Source organism: Nitrosospira sp. Is2 (assembly GCF_033095785.1).
Taxonomy (GTDB): domain Bacteria; phylum Pseudomonadota; class Gammaproteobacteria; order Burkholderiales; family Nitrosomonadaceae; genus Nitrosospira.
This window is the reverse complement of sequence record NZ_CP137134.1, coordinates 445,653-469,824: the sequence shown is the minus strand read 5'-3', so window position 1 is coordinate 469,824 and position 24,172 is coordinate 445,653. Positions and strand designations below refer to the sequence as shown.

20 protein-coding genes are annotated in these 24,172 nt (G+C 56.2%); 4 read left to right on the top strand and 16 right to left on the bottom strand.

Annotation, left to right across the window (positions count from 1 at the left end; genetic code table 11):
• The first annotated feature begins 389 nt into the window (after positions 1–389).
• Both R5L00_RS02095 and R5L00_RS02090 read left to right on the top strand, forming a co-directional pair.
• Complete coding sequence (locus R5L00_RS02095) at positions 390–3,722, top strand: response regulator (RefSeq protein WP_317653095.1); 3,333 nt, start codon at positions 390–392, stop codon at positions 3,720–3,722.
• A 12-nt stretch (positions 3,723–3,734) separates the two neighbouring features.
• Positions 3,735–4,625, top strand: a complete 891-nt coding sequence (locus R5L00_RS02090) for a diguanylate cyclase (protein ID WP_317653093.1) — start codon at positions 3,735–3,737, stop codon at positions 4,623–4,625.
• Between the two features lie 86 nt (positions 4,626–4,711).
• On the opposite strand, the gene recO is transcribed toward R5L00_RS02090, so the two are convergent.
• The 11 genes from recO to R5L00_RS02035 form a co-directional block, all read right to left on the bottom strand.
• Positions 4,712–5,434, bottom strand: coding sequence for a DNA repair protein RecO (gene recO, locus R5L00_RS02085; RefSeq protein WP_317653092.1), 723 nt, complete (start codon positions 5,432–5,434; stop codon positions 4,712–4,714).
• A 23-nt stretch (positions 5,435–5,457) separates the two neighbouring features.
• The gene (gene era, locus R5L00_RS02080; RefSeq protein ID WP_107692500.1) at positions 5,458–6,372 is read right to left on the bottom strand and encodes a GTPase Era; all 915 of its coding nucleotides are present in this window, start codon (positions 6,370–6,372) and stop codon (positions 5,458–5,460) included.
• Between the two features lie 138 nt (positions 6,373–6,510).
• Positions 6,511–7,188, bottom strand: coding sequence for a ribonuclease III (rnc, locus tag R5L00_RS02075; RefSeq protein ID WP_181320357.1), 678 nt, complete (start codon positions 7,186–7,188; stop codon positions 6,511–6,513).
• Positions 7,189–7,341: 153 nt separating this feature from the next.
• Entirely contained in the window at positions 7,342–8,145 is an 804-nt protein-coding gene (lepB, locus tag R5L00_RS02070) for a signal peptidase I (protein ID WP_317654217.1), read from the bottom strand.
• Between the two features lie 89 nt (positions 8,146–8,234).
• Entirely contained in the window at positions 8,235–10,028 is a 1,794-nt protein-coding gene (gene lepA / locus R5L00_RS02065; RefSeq protein WP_107692501.1) for a translation elongation factor 4, read from the bottom strand.
• A 150-nt stretch (positions 10,029–10,178) separates the two neighbouring features.
• Positions 10,179–10,481 (bottom strand): glutaredoxin family protein, encoded by a 303-nt coding sequence (locus R5L00_RS02060; protein ID WP_317653091.1) that lies wholly within the window; start codon positions 10,479–10,481, stop codon positions 10,179–10,181.
• The gene (locus tag R5L00_RS02055) at positions 10,468–11,874 is read right to left on the bottom strand and encodes a DegQ family serine endoprotease (RefSeq protein WP_107692503.1); all 1,407 of its coding nucleotides are present in this window, start codon (positions 11,872–11,874) and stop codon (positions 10,468–10,470) included. Before R5L00_RS02055 ends, R5L00_RS02060 begins: the two co-directional genes overlap by 14 nt.
• Before the next feature lie 286 nt (positions 11,875–12,160).
• Positions 12,161–13,150, bottom strand: a complete 990-nt coding sequence (locus R5L00_RS02050; protein ID WP_317653089.1) for a MucB/RseB C-terminal domain-containing protein — start codon at positions 13,148–13,150, stop codon at positions 12,161–12,163.
• Positions 13,147–13,698 carry a sigma-E factor negative regulatory protein gene (locus R5L00_RS02045; RefSeq protein ID WP_317653088.1) on the bottom strand — a complete coding sequence of 184 codons (552 nt, stop codon included), beginning with the start codon at positions 13,696–13,698 and terminating at the stop codon, positions 13,147–13,149. Before R5L00_RS02045 ends, R5L00_RS02050 begins: the two co-directional genes overlap by 4 nt.
• 1 nt (position 13,699) lies before the next feature.
• Positions 13,700–14,302: an RNA polymerase sigma factor RpoE gene (gene rpoE / locus R5L00_RS02040; protein ID WP_107692506.1), complete on the bottom strand. Its 603-nt coding sequence runs from the start codon at positions 14,300–14,302 to the stop codon at positions 13,700–13,702.
• A 447-nt stretch (positions 14,303–14,749) separates the two neighbouring features.
• A complete protein-coding gene (locus tag R5L00_RS02035) occupies positions 14,750–15,103 on the bottom strand; it encodes a four-helix bundle copper-binding protein (protein WP_317653087.1) in 354 nt (117 codons plus the stop codon).
• Between the two features lie 359 nt (positions 15,104–15,462).
• Here R5L00_RS02035 and nadB point away from each other — a divergent pair, with 359 nt between their 5' ends.
• Positions 15,463–17,067 (top strand): L-aspartate oxidase, encoded by a 1,605-nt coding sequence (gene nadB / locus R5L00_RS02030; protein WP_317653086.1) that lies wholly within the window; start codon positions 15,463–15,465, stop codon positions 17,065–17,067.
• Between the two features lie 22 nt (positions 17,068–17,089).
• Here the strand turns inward: nadB and R5L00_RS02025 are convergent, their stop codons facing one another.
• Together R5L00_RS02025 and R5L00_RS02020 are read right to left on the bottom strand one after the other, a co-directional pair.
• Positions 17,090–17,521 carry a hypothetical protein gene (locus tag R5L00_RS02025; RefSeq protein ID WP_317654216.1) on the bottom strand — a complete coding sequence of 144 codons (432 nt, stop codon included), beginning with the start codon at positions 17,519–17,521 and terminating at the stop codon, positions 17,090–17,092.
• A 5-nt stretch (positions 17,522–17,526) separates the two neighbouring features.
• Positions 17,527–18,465, bottom strand: a complete 939-nt coding sequence (locus tag R5L00_RS02020) for a zinc dependent phospholipase C family protein (protein WP_317653084.1) — start codon at positions 18,463–18,465, stop codon at positions 17,527–17,529.
• A 338-nt stretch (positions 18,466–18,803) separates the two neighbouring features.
• Between R5L00_RS02020 and R5L00_RS02015 the strand changes: the two genes are divergently transcribed.
• Positions 18,804–20,633, top strand: a complete 1,830-nt coding sequence (locus tag R5L00_RS02015; protein WP_317653083.1) for an ABC transporter ATP-binding protein — start codon at positions 18,804–18,806, stop codon at positions 20,631–20,633.
• A 55-nt stretch (positions 20,634–20,688) separates the two neighbouring features.
• Here R5L00_RS02015 and R5L00_RS02010 read toward each other — a convergent pair whose 3' ends face one another.
• From R5L00_RS02010 to epsC, 3 genes are all read right to left on the bottom strand, one after another.
• Positions 20,689–22,098 (bottom strand): FAD/NAD(P)-binding protein, encoded by a 1,410-nt coding sequence (locus R5L00_RS02010; protein ID WP_317653081.1) that lies wholly within the window; start codon positions 22,096–22,098, stop codon positions 20,689–20,691.
• Positions 22,099–22,251: 153 nt separating this feature from the next.
• Positions 22,252–23,196 carry a CysB family HTH-type transcriptional regulator gene (locus R5L00_RS02005; RefSeq protein WP_317653080.1) on the bottom strand — a complete coding sequence of 315 codons (945 nt, stop codon included), beginning with the start codon at positions 23,194–23,196 and terminating at the stop codon, positions 22,252–22,254.
• A gap of 35 nt (positions 23,197–23,231) precedes the next feature.
• The gene (epsC, locus tag R5L00_RS02000) at positions 23,232–24,140 is read right to left on the bottom strand and encodes a serine O-acetyltransferase EpsC (RefSeq protein ID WP_107692514.1); all 909 of its coding nucleotides are present in this window, start codon (positions 24,138–24,140) and stop codon (positions 23,232–23,234) included.
• Positions 24,141–24,172: the final 32 nt, after the last annotated feature.

The following is a 24,172-nucleotide window of genomic DNA, read 5'->3' as shown; positions in this document are numbered from 1 at the left end:
GCGCGCCGTACCCGTCGGTCTTGGATTGCCGTGTATCCGGAACCCTGAAATTGTCACCCTATTTGTACCTGTAAGAACTTACAGCTATTCAGAAATCACCCACCGTTATCTAATGGGGCACGAGGAAAAATGATGAGTCGGGCCGGCCGGACACAAGCGGAGCCTCCTGAATGAATTGCCGCCCCGTGACTGTCGTGTATCTGCCGACCTTCACGGTAGTTCAGTTGTAAAGCGTATCAAAACTGCCGGTTTTGGACTGATGCAACACGCCAGCAGCAGACAAGAACCGGCTAAACACCAAGCCGAACCGGATCACTCATTCCTGTCGGAAAAATAAGAAAAAAGCGCTGCTTGCCTTGAAAACTAGCTGCTGCGCGGAAGGAGAGACCATGACAATCCGGAAATTGAGTTTTATCTTTTACTTTGTAACAAGCGTGCTCATCTCGCTGCTTGCGATCTTTATCGTACTCCGTGTCCTTGAGATTCGGCACCTGGATGATGCGCTGAATATTCGTTACGCTTCTTTTCTTGCTGCAGGTGAGTTGCGCCAGTCCTCCGATGATTTGACGCGCATGGCGCGCACCTATGTGGCGACGGGCGATCCGAAGTTCGAGCAGTTCTACTGGGACATCCTGGCAATCCGCAACGGCCAGAAGCCGCGTCCAGTGCGCTACGAGCGCGGTTACTGGGATCTGGTCCTGGGTGATCGGGATTTCGAATCTCAGCCAAGCGAAGGCCTGCCGCTAAGAGCGCAGTTGGAACAGCTCGGATTTACCGCGGCGGAGCTTACAAAATTTGACGAGGCCGAAACCAGATCGAACCAGTTGGTGGAGCTGGAGCGTAAGGCGTTCAATGCGATGAAAGGGTTGACGGAGAGTCCTGTCGATTCCCGTCACATCCAGGCCGAGTCCGACCCTGATTTGGCGCGCCGCCTCTTGCACGACGAGCGCTACCACATTGCAAAGGCCGGCATCCTGCGCTCGGTAAACGAATTCTACGAGTTGATGGACCGGCGCTTGCTGGATGCAGTAGTTGCTGCCGAACGCAGGGCGGGCCTCTATATTTCAGGCGTTTTCATCACGCTCATTTGCCTCATTGTCTGGTTGGGGCTTTCTTACCGGATCGTGCGCCGAAAGGTGGAGAATCTGGTGCAGCTTGAAGAAGAAACCCGGCATATCGGGGAGGCGGACTACGACTCGGCGTTGGAGATTGACTCAAATGATGAGATAGGACATCTGTCCCACGCCTTTATTGCGGCCCAAACTGAGCGGGACCGCTATTTTAACCAGTCGCTCAACTTTCTGGGTATTTCCGACTTCGAGGGTCGCTTCAAGCGACTAAACCCCGCCTGTGCCAGGGTTTCCGGCTATTCGCTGGAGGAACTGCTATCCAAGCCATTCATCGAGTTCATTTTTCCCAGTTCACGCCCGGTGTTCTCGGCAGCGATGGACAGTGTAATCACGGGCACACCCGTTTCGTTCGAATGCCAAATGTGCTGCAAGGATGGTTCTTCCCGCTGGGTGTTGTGGAATATGGCCGCTACCCGAGACGTGCGCGAATTGTACTTTTCAGGCCAGGACATTACGGCGAGAAAGAACATCGAGACCGAGCTGCTAAACGCCCGCCAAGCAGCTGAGGCGGCCAACCGGGCGAAAAGCGAATTTCTGGCAAACATGAGTCACGAGATCCGCACTCCCATGAACGGGGTGCTTGGCACGGTTGGCCTGCTCTTGAATACGCCCTTAACCGCGGCACAGCGCGAGTTGGCCAGCCTGGCGCGAGCAAGCGGCGAGACTTTGCTCACCATTATCAATGACATTCTGGATTTCTCCAAAATCGAGGCAGGCAAGCTCACCATTTCACCCATCCATTTTGACTTGCTTCAGACTGTTGAAGAAGTGGGGAGCATGATCGCCATGCAGCCGACCAGAAAAAAAGACGTCAACGTTATCGTGCGCTACCCGCCGGATGTCCCGCGATACGTATTCGGAGACAAAGGACGCATCCGCCAGATACTGACGAACCTCACCAATAATGCCATCAAGTTCACGGAAAAGGGGCACGTGCTCATCGATGTCGAGACCGACGAATTAAGCGACGACGAGGTCTCGCTTCGTATTAGCGTCGAAGATAGCGGACTGGGAATCGCTGCTGGCAAGCTGGAGACCCTTTTCGACAAATTTACACAGGCGGATTCTTCCACCACGCGCCGTTACGGCGGTACCGGCCTCGGTCTGGCTATCAGCAAGCAGCTGGTAAAATTGATGGGTGGCACCATTGCCGCGAAGAGCCGCGTCGGCATTGGATCCACGTTCTGGTTTACGCTGCGCCTGCCGTTACAGAAGCAGCCGCCGCTCCCCACTGCCCCCCGCGTCGACCTCGCACGTGTTCGCGTACTGATTGTGGACGATAACGCCGCGAACCGCCTCGTGCTGCAGGAGCAGCTTCGCGGCTGGAAAATGCGCATCGGCAGTTGCGCATCAGGTGGGGAAGCGCTCCGCGCGTTGCGCGACGCTTCCGTTGCGGACAACCCGTACCAGATTGCGATACTCGATTATCAAATGCCGGAGATGGACGGAGAAATGCTGGGCGGGGCTATTAAAGCGGATCCGCTCCTGCGCGACATCCAACTGGTGATGCTCAGTTCACTGGGGCGGGAAGGGGACGTGAGGGAGCGGCTCAAGAAAATCGGATTTGCGGCGTATCTGATCAAACCCGCGCGGCAATCAGAGTTAATGTCGACTCTCGTGGATATTTGGGATGCTCACTGTCGCAAGCAGCCGGTGGATCTGATCAGTGACGCTTCATCGTTGGCCCCCGTTCCTGAGTTCCTGACGGCCCATAGCCCGGATTATTCGTTTGCGGGCGCGCGTGTACTGCTTGCGGAGGACAACGCCGTAAACCAGATCGTGTGCGCGACGATGCTGCGGAATCTGGGCTGCGAGGTGGATGTTGCTGCCAATGGCCGGGAAGCAACGGAGTTGGTGCGGAGCTCACGCTACGACGTTGTCTTTATGGATTGCGAAATGCCCCAAATGGATGGTTATGAGGCCACTGCCGCGATCCGCCGGCAGCCCGACGGCAAGGATATCCCCATTGTAGCCGTTACCGCGCAGGCGATGCAGGGCGATCAGGAACGCTGCCTGAACGCAGGCATGGACGACTACATCAGCAAGCCGGTCAAACAGGAGGATTTCGCGACTGCCTTGCACCGTTGGGTGTCAGATAAAACTATCGAACCGACGAACGACGCACAACACTCACCAGAAGTGCATGAAGTTAGCCGGGATACCACAGGAGGTGCCTCATCCCCTGGTTCCGCAGCTTCTTCAAGCATTTCCGCCACCCTGGATCCCCAGACAATCGCCCGCTTGCGCGCGCTGACGGAAGCATCCGAACCTTCTCTGATGGATCAGATCTTTACGGCGTTTGTGGTCGATAGCGTCGAACGCATCCGCGCTTTGCGCAAGGCGTCAGGCGAGAGCGATTGCGAGTTGATGCGCAAGGCCGCGCACGCGCTCAGAGGCGCGAGCGCGAACGTGGGAGCATTGCACATGGCCGCTATCACCCAACAGCTGGAGTGCTCCGGAGATGACGCAGACATGAGTTGGACCGCAGCACTGATCGACCAACTTGAAGGCGAATTTGAAAGGGTACTAGGCGGAATTGCCGAGCTTAAAATTCACCCGGGTGGTTCACCCCCCGGGAAAACCCCACCATAAAGATACCCTATCATGAAGATTCTTATTGCGGAAGACGATACGACCTCGCGGCTTTTGTTCAGCGCCACGCTGAAGAGTTTAGGACATCACGTAACGGCGGTTGAGGATGGCCACGAGGCTTGGGAAGCGTGGCGGCAGGACGATTATCCTCTACTCATCTCTGACTGGATGATGCCCAACGTGGACGGTCTGGAGCTGTGCAGAATGGTCCGGGCGGAGCCCAGCCTGCAGTATACTTATGTCATACTCCTCACAGCGATGGACAGCAAGGGCAGTTACCTTGAGGGCATGGATGCGGGCGCCGATGATTTCATTACCAAGCCCTTTGACGAAGAGCTCCTGGCGGCCCGCCTCCGGGTAGCGGAACGAATACTCGGGCTGCATAAAAAGCTGCATATCGAAGCCACGCATGACCGTTTGACCGGGGTATGGAACCGGGCGGCAATCGTAGACTATCTGCAGCGGGCGCTGCAACGCGCGGCACGGCAAAATTCCTGCATCGGCGTGATAGTGGGTGACCTCGATCACTTCAAGAGCATTAACGATACGCTCGGGCATGCTGCCGGCGACAAGGTATTGCAGGAGGCGGCACGGCGCATGGAGCTTGCACTGCGACCTGATGACCGTATAGGACGCTATGGCGGCGAGGAATTCCTCATTGCGGTATCCGGCTGTGACTGGAGCCAGACCGTGATGCTGGCCGAAAGAATCCGTCGTACCATCGGCACGGCGCCCGTTATGAGCGAAACTGGAGAAATTCCAATCACGGTGAGCCTAGGCGTGGCGATGAGCGGTGGCGCGGGTGGAGACGCCGGACGTCTCATCGCCGCTGCTGACGAGGCGCTTTATCGGGCAAAAAAAGCGGGCCGTAACCGGGTCGAATATGCCGGCAGGACGTCATGACAGTCACTATCCCGTCCAACGGATAATCGCCTCGCAAGCGGTTGGCCGGCTGTAATTTACATCAGCCTATCGTGCCTTGGCACGCCTCATAATTGGTGTAGCTCCTTCAGCAACTGCCGCGTGTACAGCGGTTGATCCCCGAGATAATAATTGAGGATATAGCGCATCAGGGTCTTGCTTTGCTGCCGGGTCAGGGCGTCGGAGTAATCGCCTCGCTCCATATCCAGAAGCGTTTTTCCGAGGATCGTGAGACCGTGCGCAGGGTTTCCGTGATGCAGCGGTCCGCGCTCGATTTCATAAGAGTATTCCCGGTTCGGCTCGATGGGTTTGCCGGATGCAACATCGTGATTAAGCGTCAACGCATAGCCCAGTTCCTGCAACATGCGTTGTTCGAAGCCGCGCAATATGGGAATATAATCACCAAGGGTACTCAGCTCAGCCAGCGCCTTCTGGTAATACTCGAACAGATGCTCGTGAGGATCATTGCGATGCAACAACCGCACCAGCAGTTCATTGAGGTAAAATCCGCAAATCAGCCCCGTACCGTGCAACGGCCGCTGGCCCCCCTGCCATTCGGCTTTATACAAGGTTCTCAGTTCCGACTTTCCCCCCCAGCTGAGCAGCAATGGCTGGAATGCACGCAGCACACCCCGAAGCGCGGATTTGGGACGCTTGGCACCTTTCGCCACCAGCGGTACCCGCCCGAAATTCCGCGTGAAAGTTTCGACGAGGAGACTGGTCTCCAGGTAGGGATAGGTGTGCAGCACAAATGCAGGCTGGTCGTTTTGGCGCAGCTTATCAACGCTCACGCGCTATTCGTCCGTGACAACTTTTACTCATACCCGAGACTTCTGAGCGTTCGGGCGTCGTCAGCCCAGCCGCTTTTTACCTTTACCCAGACCTGGAGATACACTTTGCCGCCGAAGCTTTCCTCCATATCCTTACGCGCCGCGGTGGCGATCAGTTTGAGTTTTTCTCCACCCTTGCCAATAACGATCGCTTTTTGATTCGGCTTGTCCACGAGGATCGATAAGTGAATTTGGCGCAGTCCGCCTTCCATTTGGAATCGGTCAACGACAACGCTGGTGGAGTAGGGGATTTCGTCGCCCAACAGACGAAACAGTTTTTCGCGGACCAGTTCCGCGGCCATGAAACGTTCGTCCCGGTCGGTGACGTCATTTTCGGCGAAAAAGGGCGGATTCAGGGGAAGACGGGACCGGATCGTGCTGATCAGCTCCGGAAGTTGTGTTCCCTGTTCCGCGCACACCGGAACCATCTCCGCGAAGGGGAACGCCTTTGCCATTTTGTCCAGAAAGGGCAGCAGCTGGGATTTATCGGTGACGCGATCAATCTTGTTGATGGCGAGAATCACGGGCCGATTTGCTGGCAGAAGCTTTATTACCAGCTTGTCGCGGTTATCGAAATGCATCGCCTCAATTACAAACACCACCACGTCGACATCGCGGATACTTTGGGTAACCACGCGATTCATCGCGCTGTTCAGGCGATTCGTGTGTTGTGACTGGAAGCCGGGTGTATCGACGAAAATGAGTTGGGACTCCGCATCCGTCAGAATGCCGGTGATGCGATGGCGAGTGGTTTGCGGCTTCTTGGATGTAATACTGATTTTCTGCCCGACCATCCGGTTGAGCAGGGTCGATTTGCCGACATTGGGCTGCCCGACAATGGCAACGTAGCCGCAGCGGTAATCGGAATGACGAGTATGATCCAGAGGGTCGTCCGTCATCGCAGCCGGTCATCCATGAAAGCCCCCAACATTATCCCGATGTAAACGGAAGAGGTGCGGCCGTTATTTTCGGGGCGCCTTTTGGTCATGCCGATTTGGCCAGCACTACGCTCCGCGGAGGACCTGTTCAAGGGTTTTTTAATCATCCTGTGGATAAAACTGTTCATAGGCCTGTTTCGCGGCTTCCTGCTCTGCGCGCCGGCGGGAGGCGCCTTCACCCACCGTGCGCATGCTCGGCTTCGCAATGATGCATTCCACTGTGAAACGCTGCTGGTGAGCCTCGCCCGAGGTGGCTATAACCGAATATTGGGGCAGCGCGAGCCTGCGGCTCTGGAGATATTCCTGTAAAAGGGTTTTAGGATCTTTTCCCAACGTGCGCTCATCCAGGTTTTGCAGCAAGGGGGTAAAGAGGGCCACGACCACTTTCTCGGCTGCTGCAAAACCGCTGTCGAGATAGATGGCGCCAAGCACAGCCTCCAATGCGTCGGCGAGCGTCGAAGGCCGCCGGTCACCGCCGGTTTTAAGTTCCCCCTCGCCGAATCTGATCAGCTTTCCGAGTTCAAGCATGTGCGCGACGTTGGCGAGCGCCTGCTGATTAACCAGATTGGCGCGAACCCGCGAGAGATTGCCTTCTGTAAGATGGGGAAAATGGCGGAATATCAAGCCCGCGACCGCGCAGTTGAGCACGCTGTCGCCGAGGAACTCCAGCCGCTCGTTGTGAGGAAGGCTGTGGCTGCGGTGAGTCAATGCCTGGCGCAGCAACCCGGGATCATCGAATGTGTACCCGATTCTCCGGCAAAACTCCTCATGGTTCATGTCCTTAAGTTTACCTGCAATTCACCTCTGAACCTATTCTCACCACATCCGGGCTTATTCCGGTTTTTCGCCCCTGGCGGGCGACCATGCACGGCGCAGTCGGGCGAGAGACCTATGCTGCCGCTGCATCGAGCGAATTAAGGCTTGCCCTCGCTATTTAATGGACAATCCGATGCGTTTGAGATCGTTGAAATTCCACCAGATCATGAAGGCCTTGCCCACAATGTTGCGTTCGGGAACGAATCCCCAGTAGCGGCTGTCGCTGCTGCTGTCGCGGTTGTCGCCCATGGTGAGGTAGTTCCCCTCCGGCACTTTGCAGGTGAATCCGCGGTCATCGTAGCTGCAATTCTGGTGGTGCGGAAATGGATGAACCCCCGCGAGCTGGATATCGGGAGCATCCGGGTTAATAAGGGTGTCGTACTTATGCCCATCAAGCGTTTCCCTGAAGCGGCGGTTGTAGACGTAATTAAGGCCGGATTCCACGTAAGTATATTCGCCTTGAGGTTCCATCGGCACCGGAACATTATTGATGGTCAACCGCTTGTCGCGGTAGGTAACGGTATCGCCGGGCACGCCGATAATACGTTTGATATAGTCCATGGACGGATTCACCGGGTACCGGAACACCATCACTTCCCCTCGTTTCGGCTCGTTGATATCCAGGACCTTGACATTCGCCACCGGCAGCCGGATGCCATAAGTGTATTTGTTCACGAGGATGAAATCCCCGACCAGTAACGTGGGTATCATGGATCCCGAGGGGATCTTGAAAGGCTCCACCAGGAAGGAGCGTAGACAGAAGACGACGAGGATGACGGGGAAAAAGCTTTTCGGATACTCCACCCACCATGGTCCCTGAGCTTCCGGCGCACGACGACGACTCAGCACGTAGCGGTCCAGCAACGCGATGCCGCCGGTTATCACCAGCAGTATCAGCATGATGAGCGGGAAGTTCATCGCCATTCCTTATTTTTCGAGTAGAAAGCCGTCCAGCATTAAACAAAACCCAGTCCGGGGCATTACAAGGGTGTGCAGCGGGCTGATGGCTATTTGTCGCCAACCTGCAAAATTGCAAGAAAAGCTTCCTGCGGGATCTCGACGTTACCAACCTGTTTCATTCGCTTTTTTCCCGCCTTTTGTTTTTCCAGAAGCTTCCGCTTGCGACTAATGTCGCCGCCGTAGCATTTGGCGAGCACGTTCTTGCGTAAGGCTTTGATACTTTCCCTGGCAATGATATGGGAGCCGATGGCAGCTTGCACGGCGATGTCAAACATCTGCCGGGGGATCAATTCGCGCATTTTCTGCGCAAGTTCCCGCCCGCGGTATTGGCTGTTGCTCCGATGCACGATCAGCGAGAGCGCATCCACTTTCTCGCTGTTAATGAGGATGTCCAGCTTGACCAGATCAGAAGCGCGAAATTCCTTGAACTCGTAATCAAGCGAGGCATATCCGCGGCTGGTGGACTTCAACCGGTCGAAGAAGTCCATTACAACTTCGTTAAGCGGGAGTTCATAAGTGAGCATTACCTGCCGGCCCATGTATTGCATGTTTTTCTGCGCACCGCGCTTGTTGATGCAGAGCGTGATAACCGATCCCAAATATTCCTGGGGTACCAGGATAGTGGCGGTAATGATCGGTTCGCGAATTTCCGCTATTTTAGAGAGGTCGGGTAATTTGGAGGGATTTTCGATTTCCATCATGGAGCCGTCGCGCAACACGATCTGATACACCACGGTTGGCGCGGTGGTGATGAGATCCATGTCGTATTCCCGCTCCAGTCGCTCCTGAACAATATCGAGATGGAGTAGCCCGAGGAAGCCGCAGCGGAAACCGAAGCCCAGGGCTTGCGACGTTTCCGGTTCATACTGTAACGATGAATCGTTGAGTTTCAGTTTCTCAAGCGCATCCCGCAGGGCATCATATTGATTGGATTCCACAGGGTAGAGGCCGGCGAATACCTGCGGTTTTATCTCCTTGAAGCCGAGCAGTGGTGCGGCGGCAGGACGGTCAGCCAGCGTTACGGTATCGCCAACCTTGGCGGTTTTCAGTTCCTTGATGCCCGAAATGATGAAACCGACCTCGCCGGCGCCGAGGGAGTCACGGGTTTTCGATTTGGGCGTGAACACGCCGATCTGCTCGCACAGGTGAACGGCCTTGCTGGCCATGAGCATGATCCTGTCTTTTGGTTTGAGCACGCCATCCAGCACCCGTACCAGCATCACCACGCCTACATAATTATCGAACCATGAATCGATAATCAAGGCTTTCAGCGGGGCGGCAGGATCTCCCCTGGGGGGAGGGATACGTGCGATTACCGCTTCCACGATGTCCTGCACACCCTCGCCGGTCTTCGCGCTGGCGCGGAGGGCATCCTGTGCGTCTATGCCGATTATGTCTTCGATTTCCTTGATCACGCGATCAGGTTCGGCTGCTGGCAGATCGATCTTGTTCAATACCGGCACCACCTCGACACCCTGTTCGATGGCGGTGTAGCAATTGGCGACCGTCTGGGCCTCTACGCCCTGCGATGCATCGACCACCAGCAGAGCGCCTTCGCATGCCGCCAGCGAGCGTGATACTTCGTATGAGAAATCGACGTGGCCGGGAGTGTCGATCAGGTTCAGCAAGTACTGGTTGCCGTCGCGCGACTTGTACTCCAGCGCAGCCGTCTGGGCCTTGATGGTAATGCCACGCTCCCGCTCCAGGTCCATGGAATCCAGCACCTGCTCCTCCATTTCCCGATCCGACAGGCCGCCGCACAAATGAATGATGCGGTCCGCCAGGGTGGATTTGCCATGATCAATGTGGGCAATGATGGAGAAATTTCGAATATGGTGCATCGGGGACTGGAGAATGATCGAGGAAGGCTATGGGGGCTGACTGGGAACAATTAAAAAGGGCACGTGCCGTGCCCTCTTGAATCTCTGGGGCGCAGTCCCGCAGGACCCCGCACAGATTCGGCAACCTTCTTTATTCGAGAAGTGCGCATTCTAGCGAATTTTGGCTAAATAAGCATCTAGCGCATTCCGATCGAGATGATAGTGACAAATCTCCTCCCCGCCCTTCGCCACCAGCACTGGAACTCGTTCGCCATAATGCAGCCGAAGATCGTCGTCGCTGTCCACGTCCGTCACATCGAGGCGAAACGGGAGCCGCGCCTGCAATTGCCGCAGCGCGGCAATCATGTTCTCGCAAAGATGGCAGTGTTCCCGGGCATAAACCATCAATTCGATGGGGCTGTCGCCGGGAACAGGGCCTGGAGCGGGGTTTGTTACCGGCTTACTTGTTGTCACCGTTTACTTTCATGGTAATGAAGGTGGTGGTATCGCCGCGCCGTACCAGGAGCGCGATGTTTCGTCCTTTCGGAGCCTTGTTAAGCAATTGGTTAAATTCCTCGACAGTTTTTACATCCTGGTTGTTGATGCTGAGAATCACGTCGCCTGGGCGGACGCCGGCGCGGGCGGCAATGCCCGGCCCCATATCCTCTACCAGCAGGCCGTTGTCCACCTCCAGCTGTTTCTTCTGTTCCGAAGTGAGTTCGCTCAGGCTCAACCCGATTCGGTTGGTATCCGGGGCTTTCCCGCGCTTGCCGCCGCGCCCGGCGGCTTTCTCATCAGGCGGAAGCTCGTCCACCGTGACCGCGATGTCTTTGGTGGCGCCGTTTCGCCATACCTGTACCTGGACCTTCGACCCCGGCTTTGTTGCGCCTACGATACGGGGCAAATCACCTGAGCTGGTTACCGTTTTACCGTCAAATTTCAGAATGACGTCTCGCGGCTCAATCCCTGCTTTCTCTGCGGGACCGCCTTTCTGCACAGACGCGACCAGTGCTCCGCTTGCCTTGGGTAAGCCAAAGGATTCCGCCAGTTCCTTGGTTACTTCCTGAATCAGGACCCCAATTCTGCCGCGGCTTACTTTGCCGCTCGCGATCAACTGGTTGGAAATTTCGGTGGCGACGTCGATGGGTATGGCGAATGACAAGCCCATGAATCCACCGGTGCGACTATAAATCTGCGAATTGATGCCGACTACTTCCCCCTTCATATTGAATAAAGGACCGCCCGAATTGCCGGGATTGATGGCCACATCGGTCTGGATGAAGGGCACGAAGTTTTCCTGCGCCAGAGAGCGACCTTTGGCGCTGACAATACCCGCTGTAACGCTGTTCTCGAACCCAAAGGGCGCGCCGATAGCCACGACCCACTCGCCAACCTTGAGCTTTTCGGGATCGCCTTGGGTGACCTTGGGCAGACCCGTGGCATCAATCTTCAGGAGCGCGATATCCGTTCTCCGGTCGGCTCCGATCAGTTTGGCGCGGAATTCGCGCTTGTCCGTCAGTTTCACATTTATTTCGTCGGCCGTATCCACCAGATGGGTATTGGTCAGAATATAACCGTCCGAACTGATAATGAAGCCCGAACCCAGCGATTTCGACTCGAAATCTTTGGGCATTCCATGGGGAGGAGCGTAGCGTCGGAAGAACTCGAAGAAGGGATCATCCTCCGGAATATTCGGCATCCCGGGGAAAGTCCGGGTGCCCATGCTGGGAGCCTGGACCGTGCTGATATTCACCACGGCGGAGCCCTCCCTTTCAACCAGATCGGTAAAATTGGGCAGATCTCCGGGTTGCGCCGAAACGGCAGTAGATAAACCGAACAACGCCACAAGAAAAAATTTGAGTATCATTCTCTACCTTTCATGGGAAATAAAACTGCGAGCCGGGTATTAGGGACTAGAAAAATGTCTATCCCCGCTCACTCCGCGCTTTATAGCGCAACTATAGTCTATATGCAGGGTGTATTGCACTGTTCAAGGGTGATACTGATCTGAAACGGGGCCGACTAATCCTCGCATGGAACTGAAGTGCCGAGGGTTGTAATGCTCGAGGGTCGAAATATCCAGCGGTTCGTGCACGGGGGCGGGGAAGGTGGCTCAGGCAAGGGGTTTATGCCAATGGGCTTCGCAGGACTCGTCAATCGGTTTTGTGGGTGGCCACAGAGTTTCCAATCTGCATGACTGTAGCCGGGGGCACCTCGCCTACCGTGGTGATGACGTTGTCTGCCATGGTGCGGGTATAGATATTGATCGCTCCGCGGCTGTGGTAAAGCCCCTCGGCCGGCGGCGTGAATTGCTTCGAAACAGGCTCGATGAATACCGACACGGCGGCAAGGCCATCCGAAAGCGCAATATGCGCGACAGGCCTCGATTTTTCAGAAAGATTGCGCTTCATTTCAATGATCTTTTTGAACCCCGGGGGCGGATCCGTGACTTGCCAGCCGAGTTGTCCGCTTTTGATCGTCGACGATACCAGGTTGGTGTTGTGCCATCCGGCAGCCTTTCCCGCATATCTGGATTTCAACAATTCCTTGTCTATCTTGCCGCCGATTTTCAGGTCCGTGAACACGAACTGTTCCACTACCCGGTCCTTGTCCATCACCGCGGCTTTCAGCAGCAAACCGGTTTCGGTATCCACCCACAGCTTTTGCCCATAGCGCTTGTCGTCCCTGGGTTCCAGCTCGATGACCTGGCAGAGGTAGTCGCTGACGCGTTCCACTCCGCCCATTTTCACAATGTAGTTGTCATCGAGGTTGCTCAACGGCTGGGGAAGCAGTGCCGGAAAAACCTTTCGCAGCCAGCGCTTTTCGGTGACAACGGTTTTGGTGTCCGGCAAATAGCATCTCATCTCGTCATTGTTGCGGACAATCTCACGTGGCGAGCCGTCGAGAACCTCGCTTCTTTCCTGCTCCCCTTCCTCGTTTACCAGATGGACGATCCGAGAGGTTTCAATCTCGCTGCCGGACGAATAGACAAAAGTGCCGACGTAGTTATGCTGGCGAGGCGCTGCAGCGACTTTTTGCAGCCAGCCTAATGCTTCTTGGGATGAACTGGACCGGTTTTGCGCGAATAAAGGCTGACCGCTGGTGCTTAGCAGCAACAGGGCAGCCAGTGCAACTCGTGTCATCTGCCGAAAGGTTCGCGCGACTGGGCTACCGTACGCGTATAAGGCGCTGCGCCATGCATTGCGGTGCTAGGCGAAAACTCTCTGTGCGCCAGGAGGTAATCATTCATTTGAACTGGAGCGGATGCGGTAACCGGAGTTGCCGCAGCTGGTATGACAGGTATCGCGTTGACGGGAGTGGGCCGGGCGTCAGCAAGATTTTGCTGCAATGGATTGGGTGCTTGCGTCGTTTGCAAACTCATCCAGCCGGCGGCAAAAACCGCGGCGATCGAGGCAGCAGCCGCATAAGCGACAGGCTTGCGCTTTGCCTTCGGACGAAGCACCGTCACGTTCGGCGTCGCAGGGATCAGGGGTTCCGCAGCCAATCTTGCGCTCACACGCCGCGAAACGTCAGTTTGTCTTGCCTCGGAATGCTCCAGAACATCACTGATCAGATGATACATCGCCCACTGGTCCCGCAGACCGTCTGTAGCCTCGAATTCCCGGATTACGCTTGCCGCGTCTTCCTCACTTAGCTCACCATCCATTAACGCCGATATTTTTTCCTGCATGCTACCACCTCTTGTCTTTGCCGGTCCCCAGCAAGGGCCGTAGTTTTTCCGCTATCGCTTCCCGAGCGCGAAATATGCGCGACCGGACCGTACCAATGGGGCAATTCATGATTTCCGCAATTTCCTCGTAACTCAGTCCTTCTATTTCTCTTAGCGTAATTGCCGTCCGCAACTCTTCAGGCAATTCTTCCAGCGTCTGGTTCACTGTTTGAGCGATCTGCTTGCTTGTCAGTTCACTCTCCGGCGTGTTCATCTCTCGCAACTGGCTCGCTTCCTCAAATCCTTCGGCATCTTCGTTATCGAATCCAGCCGTGGTAGTGGGCGCGCGCCGACCTTGAGCCACAAGAAAATTCTTCGCCGTATTAATGCCAATCCTGTACAACCAGGTATAAAAGGCGCTGTCTCCACGGAATGACGGCAGAGCCCGGTACGCCTTGATAAAAGCCTCCTGGGTAACGTCTTCGACTTCCGTCGAATCCCGGATAAATTGCGAAAGCAATCGTGCAAGCTTGCGCTGGTATTTGACCACCAAAAGATCGAACGCCTGTTTATCGCCGTGCTGCGCGCGCTCCACCAGTTGTTGATCAATTTCCCGGTCACCCATGCCGCCTAATCCCCGAATTGATGGTTCTTAACTTGCAATTGCTGCGATATCATGCAGCTCAGCCAAGTATACCCGTTCAAGGGTCCATCGGGGAATGACGCGCTCCAGGCTTAATATCCGTGATCTGTGTACAGAGACAATGCATAGTATAAATTAGTTCAGTTGAAAACGTGGTTATTCCACGGATAGAGCGGTCGCATCTTTTTAACGTTTTGCAAGTGAACTCAAGGCCTCTCGCAACCCGGCGAAATTGTAAAACCGGCGCGGGCGAACACGGCGCCCGCAGTTCGTCCAGCCCCCTATCGCCGTGCACGGAAAGCTTCAGCAATTACAGCTGATCCGTGTGCCCGGTCATGGCGCCGCTAGGGGTATTGAAGAAGGCTTCCTGTACTGATTTTGTGAACGGGAAAAATCGTCCCGATCGGCTTTCTCCGCGGCTTATAGGGATCAGCTAGTCGCATCGCCCCCCATGTTGCGGCAGCTCTCGGCGCAGTCACGGCATGCACTCGCGCATTCTTCCATGTCTCCGATCTTCTCGCAGCTTTCCGCGCAGGCATCGCATATTTCGGTACAAACTCGGCAAATCTGCTCGCTGAACCTGGAACCGCTCAACATGAAATTTGATGCGGTCTGGCATATTTCAGCACAGTTCATCATCAGACGTAAATGCTCGGGCTCGACGTGCTCGCCTCCCGATTCGAGGCAATAAGTCATCGCCGTCTGTAAACAGATCTGGTGACAGCTATTACAAACGTCAATGCATGAGTCAATGTTCTGGCTGGTATTCATAGAAAGTGCCATGACAGCTCCTTGGGGGCAGTTAAATGGATTCCGCTGAATTAGGAGGTTTCCGCAGCCTCCAGGCAGACTTCGGGTCTTTTGGCCGGGTGAATACATGGCGGTGACGCAATAATGTGCGCGCATGACTGGGTGCATTCTGTTCGCTACCCGACGGAACCGCGACGTAATCCGCAAACCTTTATCCTCACTGGGTGCCGGCAGGGCGTGTGCATCAGCTTTCTCGCTGCGGCAGGCGTCTCTCATCTGCGAACTGCGATCCCGTCTAGGGGAAACTTATCGGCGGGGATCCCATCGCCTTATATAAAGGGCAGCGCGAGGTCTGGTATCATTCCGCTCCTGAAACAAAACAATAACCTCAAGTGCCACGACTTCATTTCGATACTCTGATTATCGGCAGCGGTCTCGCCGGTCTTACCCTCGCCCTCAATCTGGCATCCGGCAGGAAGGTTGGGCTGATCACAAAAAAAGCCTTGCTCGATGGCGCCAGCGGCTGGGCGCAGGGGGGCATTGCCGCAACGCTGTCGCAAGAAGATTCATCCGAATCTCACATCAGGGATACGCTTGTGGCAGGGGCTGGCCTGTGTAACGAGGCAGTTACCCGCTACGTGGTCGAAAACGGTCCGCAGGCCATCCAGTGGCTGATCAGCCAGGGAGTGCCATTTACCCGCGATCATGACAACGGGACCGGATATCATTTGACACAGGAGGGCGGCCACAGCGTGCGGCGTGTCATTCACGCGGCGGACGCGACCGGGCAGGCGGTTCAGCTCACCCTGATCGACCAGGCCCGCAACCATCCCAATATCACCGTGCTTGAGCATCATGTCGCGATCGATCTCATTACCAGCGCGAAGTTGAGCCATCTGCCGGCGGCCGGCGATGGAAAGAGCAACCGCTGCTATGGCGCCTATGTGCTGAACAGCGCAACTGGCCAGGTGCAAACCATCGGGGCGGGGAATACCGTGCTGGCGACCGGCGGGGCGGGTAAGGTGTATCTCTACACCACCAATCCGGATACGGCCACCGGCGACGGCATTGCGATGGGTTGGCGTGCGGGTTGTCGGATTGCGAACATGGAATTCATCCAGTTCCATCCCACCTGCCTTTACCATCCGCATGCCAAATCGTTTCTCATCAGCGAGGCAGTGCGCGGGGAAGGCGGTCTGCTGAAGCTCCCTGATGGGTCGCGTTTCATGCCCTGGCACGACGCCCGCGCGGAGCTTGCGCCGCGCGATATCGTCGCCCGCGCAATCGACTTCGAGATGAAGAAGCGTGGGCTCGATTGCGTTTATCTGGATATCTCGCACAAACCCGAGGATTTCCTGAAGGAACACTTCCCCAACATTTATAAGCGCTGCCTGGAATTCGGCATCGATATTACCAGGCAACCCATTCCAGTCGTGCCCGCGGCCCACTATACCTGTGGCGGCATCGTGACAGACCTTAACGGCAAGACCGACCTGGACAATTTATATGCCATCGGCGAGACCGCCCATACGGGTCTGCATGGCGCCAACCGGCTGGCAAGCAACTCATTGCTGGAATGCCTGGTATTCGGGCAGGCCGCCGCGAAGGATATTACGGTGGAGGCGCCCGAGTCTGCCGTGGACCTGCCGGACTGGGACGAGAGCCGCGTCACCAACGCCGATGAAGAAGTCGTTATCTCGCATAACTGGGATGAACTGCGGCGCTTCATGTGGAGCTATGTGGGGATCGTCCGGACCACGAAGCGACTGGAGCGCGCGCGGCGCCGCATCGAGTTGCTGCGGGAGGAAATCAACGAGTATTACGCTACCTTCCATGTGACCAGCGACCTGCTGGAATTGCGGAATCTCGTCGATACCGCCGACCTGATCGTGCTAAGTGCCATGCTGCGCCATGAAAGCCGTGGCCTGCACTACAGCCGGGATTATCCCGAACTGCTGCCGCAGGCAAGGGATACGGTACTGAAACGGCAGGGTTGAGGTAGTGGTAACCCGAACCGCGTTAATCTCTCCCGCACACCTCTTTTGTATTAATCGTAAATTCGCACGGTTCCGGTTTTTCCATCCAGGAGTGGCGATCCATCGGGCCGGAGCATCCTGCATCCTCCAGCAAGGCACGGGTACCTGATGTATCGCATACCAGCACTACGGAATGGCGCGCCTGCCGCAGCACCCGGACCGTGTAGTCTTTGAAATTATCCAGCAGTGCCGGATCATGCCGCGTGGCGAGCGTCAGCAGTTCTCGGTCGTTAAGTTCCGGCGGCGGATTCTTGTAGCGGACCGTCGATTCCACCGCAGCAGACAGTTTCGTCAGCGCGGAAGCCTTGATGTACATTTCCTCCCTGTCGGGGCGCTGCGGAACCGGCGCGCAACCCGCCGCCAAGGCAAGCACGAGCGCTACCGTGACAGTAACCTTAACAGGTGTCCGGATCATCGTGGTCACCCCTGTCCTTTCTCCTGCCAGTAGACATAACGCCCGGTCTGGTCGCGCCCGGTATCGAGATTCCAGTTAACCGCCGCAGTCTGGTAGGTATTGCTGTTGTTGAAGATTGCATCGGCAATGTGTGCCCAGGCATTCAGCACGTTTTCCATCGCCCGGTCGAATATCTGGTCATAATGCATCGCGCCGAGCGGGGTTTCCAGCGCCTCCAGATACTGCGGGTCGAGATCGATGATGGCCGGATAGGTCAAGCCGATGTTGGCCGCGACATGGCGGGCAAAGGGGGGCAGCGCGTTACCTTCCTCGGCCTTATCGACGATGAACTTGAAGGAACCGTGCCAGTCGTTGATGAGCGGAGGATGGGTTTGACAGGCGGCGGGGTAGCAGGTCTCAAGCATGCGCTGCCAGGTGCTGGCAACAGCCGTGTCGAGTTTTCCGCTGCGAGGGGGCTCGCAGCAGCCCCAGATCCCGGAATCGAGGTGTTCGGCCAGGCCTATTTCACCGATATTCAGCCGCTGGAAGATATAGGCATCCTGGTGCATTTCGCAGGTTCGATGCCTTCCCTTGTTCTTCTGGTATTCACCCACCTTCAGTTCGACCACGGGATGGATGGTTACATCGGTCACGACATGGCTGGTATAGCCCAGCAGCCAGGCAAACGTCTTTTGCTGCGAGGGGCCGTCGAGCTTCCTGATATGGTCAATGCCCGCTTTGACCATATCCCCGGTTTTCTGGTAGTGCATCCGATCAGCCCACTCACACGCATCGGGATGGGCAATATCCAGATAAGGATAGTCCGGACTGATCGCGCCGAGTTCGCAAAAGCGGAAGTAGTCGAGTACCGGAACAATGGCCTCGGGCTGGAAGCCATGGCTTTCAAGACGGACCGGTTCCCGGATCAGGTTGACCAGGGTGAGGTGTGCATAGGCGCCCGGCATTAATGTTCCGCCGCGATGGATTGATCCGTCATGAGCATGGTCTCCTCCTGGAGAATACGGGCCGCGACATCGCGGCGATATAAAATTGAAGCGGTCATTGTTCGTATTTTCTCCTAATTTGAGAGAGCTGTAACATCCACAGCAGTATTTTATGGCGTGAAAACACCTTCATTCTCATCCATGGGCCGCGACCCCTCCGGTTCAACTGTCCGGCAGCAACCTTAACAATGCCTGCGCAAGTGGCCGGGCATGACCCTATTCAAGTCATGAGGCAATCGATATCCGCGTGATTCGCGTAGGGTCTTGCCATAAGGTCGCGGATACGTTACTAAGGCTGGATGTTTAATTATTTCGAAAAAAAGCTGTATCCCTATCCCGATATCGTGGACCGGGTTCCGCCGAAGGGATTCCTGGCTTTTGTATGGGAAGCCACCAGCGGGGTCCGGCGCTATCTGGTCGGGATGACCTTGCTTACGGCCGCGATAGGCGCATTTGAGGCGTTGTTGTTCGCCATTCTGGGAAAAGTGGTGGATTGGCTGAGCCGCATACCCCCCGCCCTGTTGTGGGAGCAGGAGCGAACGACGTTGCTTCTGTTCGCCGGATTATTGGCTGCCAGCCCCATATTGGTGGGATTGCAAAACCTGTTCAAGCACCAGGTGCTGGGCGGCAACTTTCCGATGCGGTTGCGTTGGAACTTCCACCGCCTGATGCTTAACCAGAGCATGAATTTTTACCAGGACGAATTTGCCGGCCGCGTGGCGGCCAAGGTGATGCAAACTGCGCTGGCGCTGCGGGATGTCTGCTTCATTCTCGGCGATATCCTGGTCTATGTGACGATTTACTTTTTCACCCTCGTTGTGGTGGTAGGTAATTTCAGCGGCTGGCTGTCCCTGCCTTTTATCGGCTGGTTCATTCTCTATGCGGGCGCATTGCGGTTTTTCGTACCACGGCTGAGCCGGGTTTCTCAATCCCAGGCCGACGCGCGCGCGCTCATGACGGGGCGCATCAGCGATGCGTACACAAATATCGCTACCGTAAAGCTCTTTTCGCACACAGGCAGGGAAGCGGGTTACGCGAGATCGGCCATGCAGGATTTTCTAAAGACGGTATACAAGCAGATGCGATTGGTGACCACCTTTGAAATCGTCAATCAGATCATGGGGGCGCTTCTGATCATCAGCGCGACCGCGGTCGCATTGCTGTTGTGGGCCGATAACGCGATAGGCGTGGGTGCGGTGGCGGCGGCTTGCGCGATGGCGCTGCGGCTCAACGGCATGTCGCACTGGGTAATGTGGGAAATGGCGACGTTATTTGAACAGGTCGGCACCGTGCAGGATGGGATCGAAACATTATCCCGTCCGCATGTGGTGACGGATTTTCCCGAAGCGAAACCCCTGCGAATCCGCAAGGCCGACATTCGGTTCGAGGATGTTTTGTTCTGTTACGGCGGAACGACGCCTGTCATCGATCATCTTTCGCTCCACGCCAGACCGGGCGAGAAAATCGGACTCGTTGGTCGTTCGGGCGCGGGTAAATCGACACTCGTCAATCTGTTGCTGAGGTTTTATGACATCGAGCAGGGGCGTATATCGATCGATGATCAGGATATCAAATATGTTACCCAGAATAGCCTGCGCGCCAATATCGGAATGGTCACCCAGGATACTTCGCTCATGCATCGTTCGGTGCGGGAGAATCTCTTATACGGCAAACCGGGTGCGACGGACGCGGATATGATCGCCGCGGCGAAAAGAGCCGAGGCACATGACTTTATCATGAGCCTGACTGATCCCGTGGGACGCGCGGGCTACGATGCGCACGTGGGCGAGCGCGGCGTGAAACTTTCCGGCGGGCAGCGCCAACGGATCGCGATCGCCCGGGTCATGCTCAAGGACGCGCCTATTCTCCTGCTGGACGAAGCCACGAGCGCGTTGGACTCGGAAGTGGAATCGGTCATACAGTCGAGTTTATACCGGTTGATGGAAGGCAAGACCGTCATCGCCATCGCCCACCGCCTGTCGACGATTGCGGCGATGGACCGGCTGATTGTGGTGGACAAGGGCCGGATCGTGGAGGAAGGGACTCATCAGGCGCTCATCGAGAGCGGCGGTCTCTATGCCCGCCTGTGGAGCCACCAGAGCGGCGGCTTCCTGGGTGAAGATGTCTAGTAGCGGTGGAGTATGCTTGAACATCGAAAGCCTACTCGCTAGTAGTGTTGCTTTTTTATTTCTGGGAGAGTTCGCTCGTCAGGAATTCTGCCAGACGCCGCGCGTGCACCCTCAGTTCAGGAACTGCGATTGCTTCCCACAGGCCGGCCTTCAGCATGGGACCGATATAGAAAAGGTTGTCTGCAGGCGCCCCACCGCGATCGACTACCTGGTACTCATCATTCACTTCGAACCCCAGCCTTGTGGGGTCCTGCTTCAGGTAGCCTTCGTCTCTCAACTGGGCGATCAGTGGTAGCGTTACCTTGCTGATATCGCAGGTTGGGCCGGTGCAGTTCACCAAGCGGCTGACATCGAGCTCCTTGGGTTGGCCGGTATGCCTCTCCCGTATTCTGATCGATACGTTGCCGCCCTTTACTTCATAGCCCTGGATCTGGCCGGCTACCGCTTCCACTTGCCCCGATTCGCGCATGTTTCTAAGGCGTAAATGCGCGGCCGGTGCGAGCCGATGGCGGTGTATGTCCCAATACGCGACAGCGCGGGAAAGAAATTTCTTCCGTTCTTCCACTGAAAATCGCTGCCATATGAGGGGCGTGTGGGGACGCAACAGGTTGATCGTGTCACGCCAGTCGCCCCCGTTTGCGGCATTTTTCCTGATCTCCAGCCGTAGGGCGTGAAAATAGGCGCGCACGGTTACGGGCAAATTTTCGAGAAATGACGGAAAACCGGCCGCGGCGGGCGGTTTTGGATTGAAACGGTGGGGCTGGGGAAAAAGCCCATGTCTCGAGATCAGGTAGACTTTCCGTGTGCTGCTGCTGATGGTGAGGCGGAACAACACGTCGAACGCGGTCAGCCCTGTACCCAGGATCGCGACCGGAGCCTCTCCATTCGTGCGCTCAAGCACAACAGAATCCCACGGATTGCCGATATATACGCCGCTTTCATGGAGTCCGCTAATGGCAGCGGGGGTGGAAGGGGGAAAATGCCCGAGGGCAAGAACAACCTGATGGGACCGGATGCTTCGTCCATTCGCCAGATCGATCTGATAGCTATCATCCTCGGGGCGCTTCCGAATCGAGACGGCCTCGCCGCGCACCTGTTCGAACGGCGTTCCGCCACTTTGTTCTGCCGCCTGTTGCAGGGTGAGCTCCAGATAATCACCATAAAGCCGTCTTGACACAAACGTTGCGGAATTGAATGCAGGATCAATGTTCTGGCAAAACTGCACGAAATGGTTGGGGTCGTCCGGCAGCGCACTCATATTGCCGGCCGGCACATTCAATAAAAAATTATCGTCCCAGGTCCCATAAGCAAGTCCCCGGCCCGGCCGGGTGCTGCGGTCAACAAGAACGATACGTACCGTCGCTCCCGGATTCCGGCGAAGGATATTGACAGCAGTGAGAGCGCCACAGAAACCGGCGCCAATGATCGTAATTATTTTTGTTGGTGAGGAGACGTTATCGCTCATGGGTCGCTGTTTCCCAAAAGTCAGGGCGGCGCGGATCGCCTGAACAGTAATGTTTTGAAAGCAACAACGCGGGAAAAGGCGGATAGTCGTGGCATGCCGGAACGGTACGGGTGATAAACCGGGGTATAAATTTGCGGCATCAACTTGTGCCGCTTAATCGGCGAGTTCCACGTCCAACTCCGGCCTGACGCCGGATCGAACCGCCGCCTCGGTCAGCGATGGCAGGCAGAACTCGATGAAGCGGTAAGCATAGCCCCGAAGATAATGGCCGCGCCGGACGGAGATATTGGTTGTATGTTTTTCGAACAAGTGCGAGCTATCGAGCAGATTGAGCCGGGTATCGCGGTCGGGGTTGAAAGCCATTGACGCGACGATGCCTACCCCAAGCCCGAGTTCGACGTAAGTCTTGATCACGTCCGCATCCAGGGCCGACATGGCGATGTCGAGCACCAATCCTGCCTGCGCGAACGTCCGATCGATTCCCGTCCGCCCGGTAAATCCCTCGTGATAGGTGATGATGGGGAACTCGGCAATAGCTTCCAGCGTGAGCGGGCGAACCGATTCAAGTGGATGTCCGTGTGGCACGATGACCGCATGATGCCAGGAATAGTATGGAAATAAGGCCAGTTCCGCAGCGCTCTCCAGCGCCTCGGTTGCAATACCGATATCCGCCTGCCCATCGAGCAGCATCGACACAATTTCTCTCGGGCTGGATTGATGCAGGACAAGATGTACCTGGGGGAAGGCTTTCTTGAACTGGGTGACGACTGACGGCAGCGCATAGCGGGCCTGCGTATGCGTAGTTGCGATAGTGAGCCTGCCCTGGTCCCGCTTGCTGAACTGTTCGGCCAGTCGTTTGACATTCTTTGCGTCCAGCAAAATGCGCTCGACGATCTTCACCAACTCCTTGCCGGGGTCGGTTAATCCCAGCAGGCGCTTGCCCTTGCGCACGAACAATTCGATCCCCAGTTCATCTTCAAGATCCTTGATGTGCTTGCTTACGCCGGATTGGGAAGTAAACAGGGCATTCGCCGCGTCTGTCAGGTTGTAGTTCTGCCGGACCGTTTCGTGGATGATGCGCAGCTGTTGAAAATTCATATTGTTATTTTGACAAGAATAATATCGATAAAGGATTAAATTCCGGCGCCACCCTCAAATGCTTCGTAACGTGCCTGCGCCTGTGAAATGCTGCTGCCAGGGGGCACACTGCGCGTAAGCCAGATGTTGCCACCGATGGTTGACCCACGTCCAATAGTGATGCGGCCCAGAATGGTGGCGCCCGCGTAAATGACTACATCATCCTCGACTATGGGGTGGCGCAAATTGCCTTTTATCAGCGCCCCATGCTCATCCACTGGAAAGCGTTTAGCCCCGAGTGTTACGGCCTGATATAGACGCACATGCTGGCCAATTATGGCTGTTTCGCCAATGACAACCCCAGTGCCATGGTCAATGAAAAAACTCCCCCCAATCTGCGCACCGGGGTGAATCTCGATGCCCGTGATGGAGTGGGCAATCTCCGAAATCATGCGGGCGATGAGAGGAGTGCCAAGGCTATGCAGTTCGTGCCCGAGCCGGTAATGGGCGACGGCGGTAATGCCAGGATAGCAGACGAGCACCTCGTCCATCGTCCGCGCTGCCGGATCTCCCTCATAAGCCGCGCGGATGTCGCTGTCCAGCAAGCCGCGAATGTGCGGCAGGCGTTTGGCGAATGCGTGCACAATATCAGTCGCACGCTCGCGATCGGCATCGCCCAGTGTCTCCAGTTGCGAGGCAAAGTGCAACTCGCGGCTTACCTGTACCAGCAACTCACGCAGCGCCACATCCAGCGTATGGCCGACGTAATAATCAATGCCCGCATCGGTGAGTTCCGGCTGGCCCAAGCGGTTAGGGAACAACGCGGCGCTTAATCCCTCCACAATACCCGCGAGGGCTTTGCGCGACGGAAGCTTGGGCGGTCGGTCGCGGCGTTGCCTGTATTCCAGCGACGCAACCCGTACCGCCCGCAACTCGGCGACAATGTCATCAATACTGCGCTGCATGCCTTTTAACGGAGATCCATCATTTTTCTTTG

What these genes read in the sequence shown, in the direction of transcription:
- R5L00_RS02035 (WP_317653087.1), bottom strand. Translation starts at nt 15,103, where the DNA reads ATGGCACTTTCTATGAATACCAGCCAGAACATTGACTCATGCATTGAC.
- R5L00_RS02045 (WP_317653088.1), bottom strand. Translation starts at nt 13,698, where the DNA reads ATGCAGGAAAAAATATCGGCGTTAATGGATGGTGAGCTAAGTGAGGAA.
- R5L00_RS02090 (WP_317653093.1), top strand. Translation starts at nt 3,735, where the DNA reads ATGAAGATTCTTATTGCGGAAGACGATACGACCTCGCGGCTTTTGTTC.
- epsC (WP_107692514.1), bottom strand. Translation starts at nt 24,140, where the DNA reads ATGCAGCGCAGTATTGATGACATTGTCGCCGAGTTGCGGGCGGTACGG.
- R5L00_RS02055 (WP_107692503.1), bottom strand. Translation starts at nt 11,874, where the DNA reads ATGATACTCAAATTTTTTCTTGTGGCGTTGTTCGGTTTATCTACTGCC.
- R5L00_RS02005 (WP_317653080.1), bottom strand. Translation starts at nt 23,196, where the DNA reads ATGAATTTTCAACAGCTGCGCATCATCCACGAAACGGTCCGGCAGAAC.
- R5L00_RS02010 (WP_317653081.1), bottom strand. Translation starts at nt 22,098, where the DNA reads ATGAGCGATAACGTCTCCTCACCAACAAAAATAATTACGATCATTGGC.
- R5L00_RS02020 (WP_317653084.1), bottom strand. Translation starts at nt 18,465, where the DNA reads ATGCCGGGCGCCTATGCACACCTCACCCTGGTCAACCTGATCCGGGAA.
- rpoE (WP_107692506.1), bottom strand. Translation starts at nt 14,302, where the DNA reads ATGGGTGACCGGGAAATTGATCAACAACTGGTGGAGCGCGCGCAGCAC.
- era (WP_107692500.1), bottom strand. Translation starts at nt 6,372, where the DNA reads ATGACGGACGACCCTCTGGATCATACTCGTCATTCCGATTACCGCTGC.
- R5L00_RS02050 (WP_317653089.1), bottom strand. Translation starts at nt 13,150, where the DNA reads ATGACACGAGTTGCACTGGCTGCCCTGTTGCTGCTAAGCACCAGCGGT.
- lepB (WP_317654217.1), bottom strand. Translation starts at nt 8,145, where the DNA reads ATGAACTTCCCGCTCATCATGCTGATACTGCTGGTGATAACCGGCGGC.
- R5L00_RS02015 (WP_317653083.1), top strand. Translation starts at nt 18,804, where the DNA reads ATGTTTAATTATTTCGAAAAAAAGCTGTATCCCTATCCCGATATCGTG.
- lepA (WP_107692501.1), bottom strand. Translation starts at nt 10,028, where the DNA reads ATGCACCATATTCGAAATTTCTCCATCATTGCCCACATTGATCATGGC.
- R5L00_RS02025 (WP_317654216.1), bottom strand. Translation starts at nt 17,521, where the DNA reads ATGATCCGGACACCTGTTAAGGTTACTGTCACGGTAGCGCTCGTGCTT.
- R5L00_RS02095 (WP_317653095.1), top strand. Translation starts at nt 390, where the DNA reads ATGACAATCCGGAAATTGAGTTTTATCTTTTACTTTGTAACAAGCGTG.
- rnc (WP_181320357.1), bottom strand. Translation starts at nt 7,188, where the DNA reads ATGAACCATGAGGAGTTTTGCCGGAGAATCGGGTACACATTCGATGAT.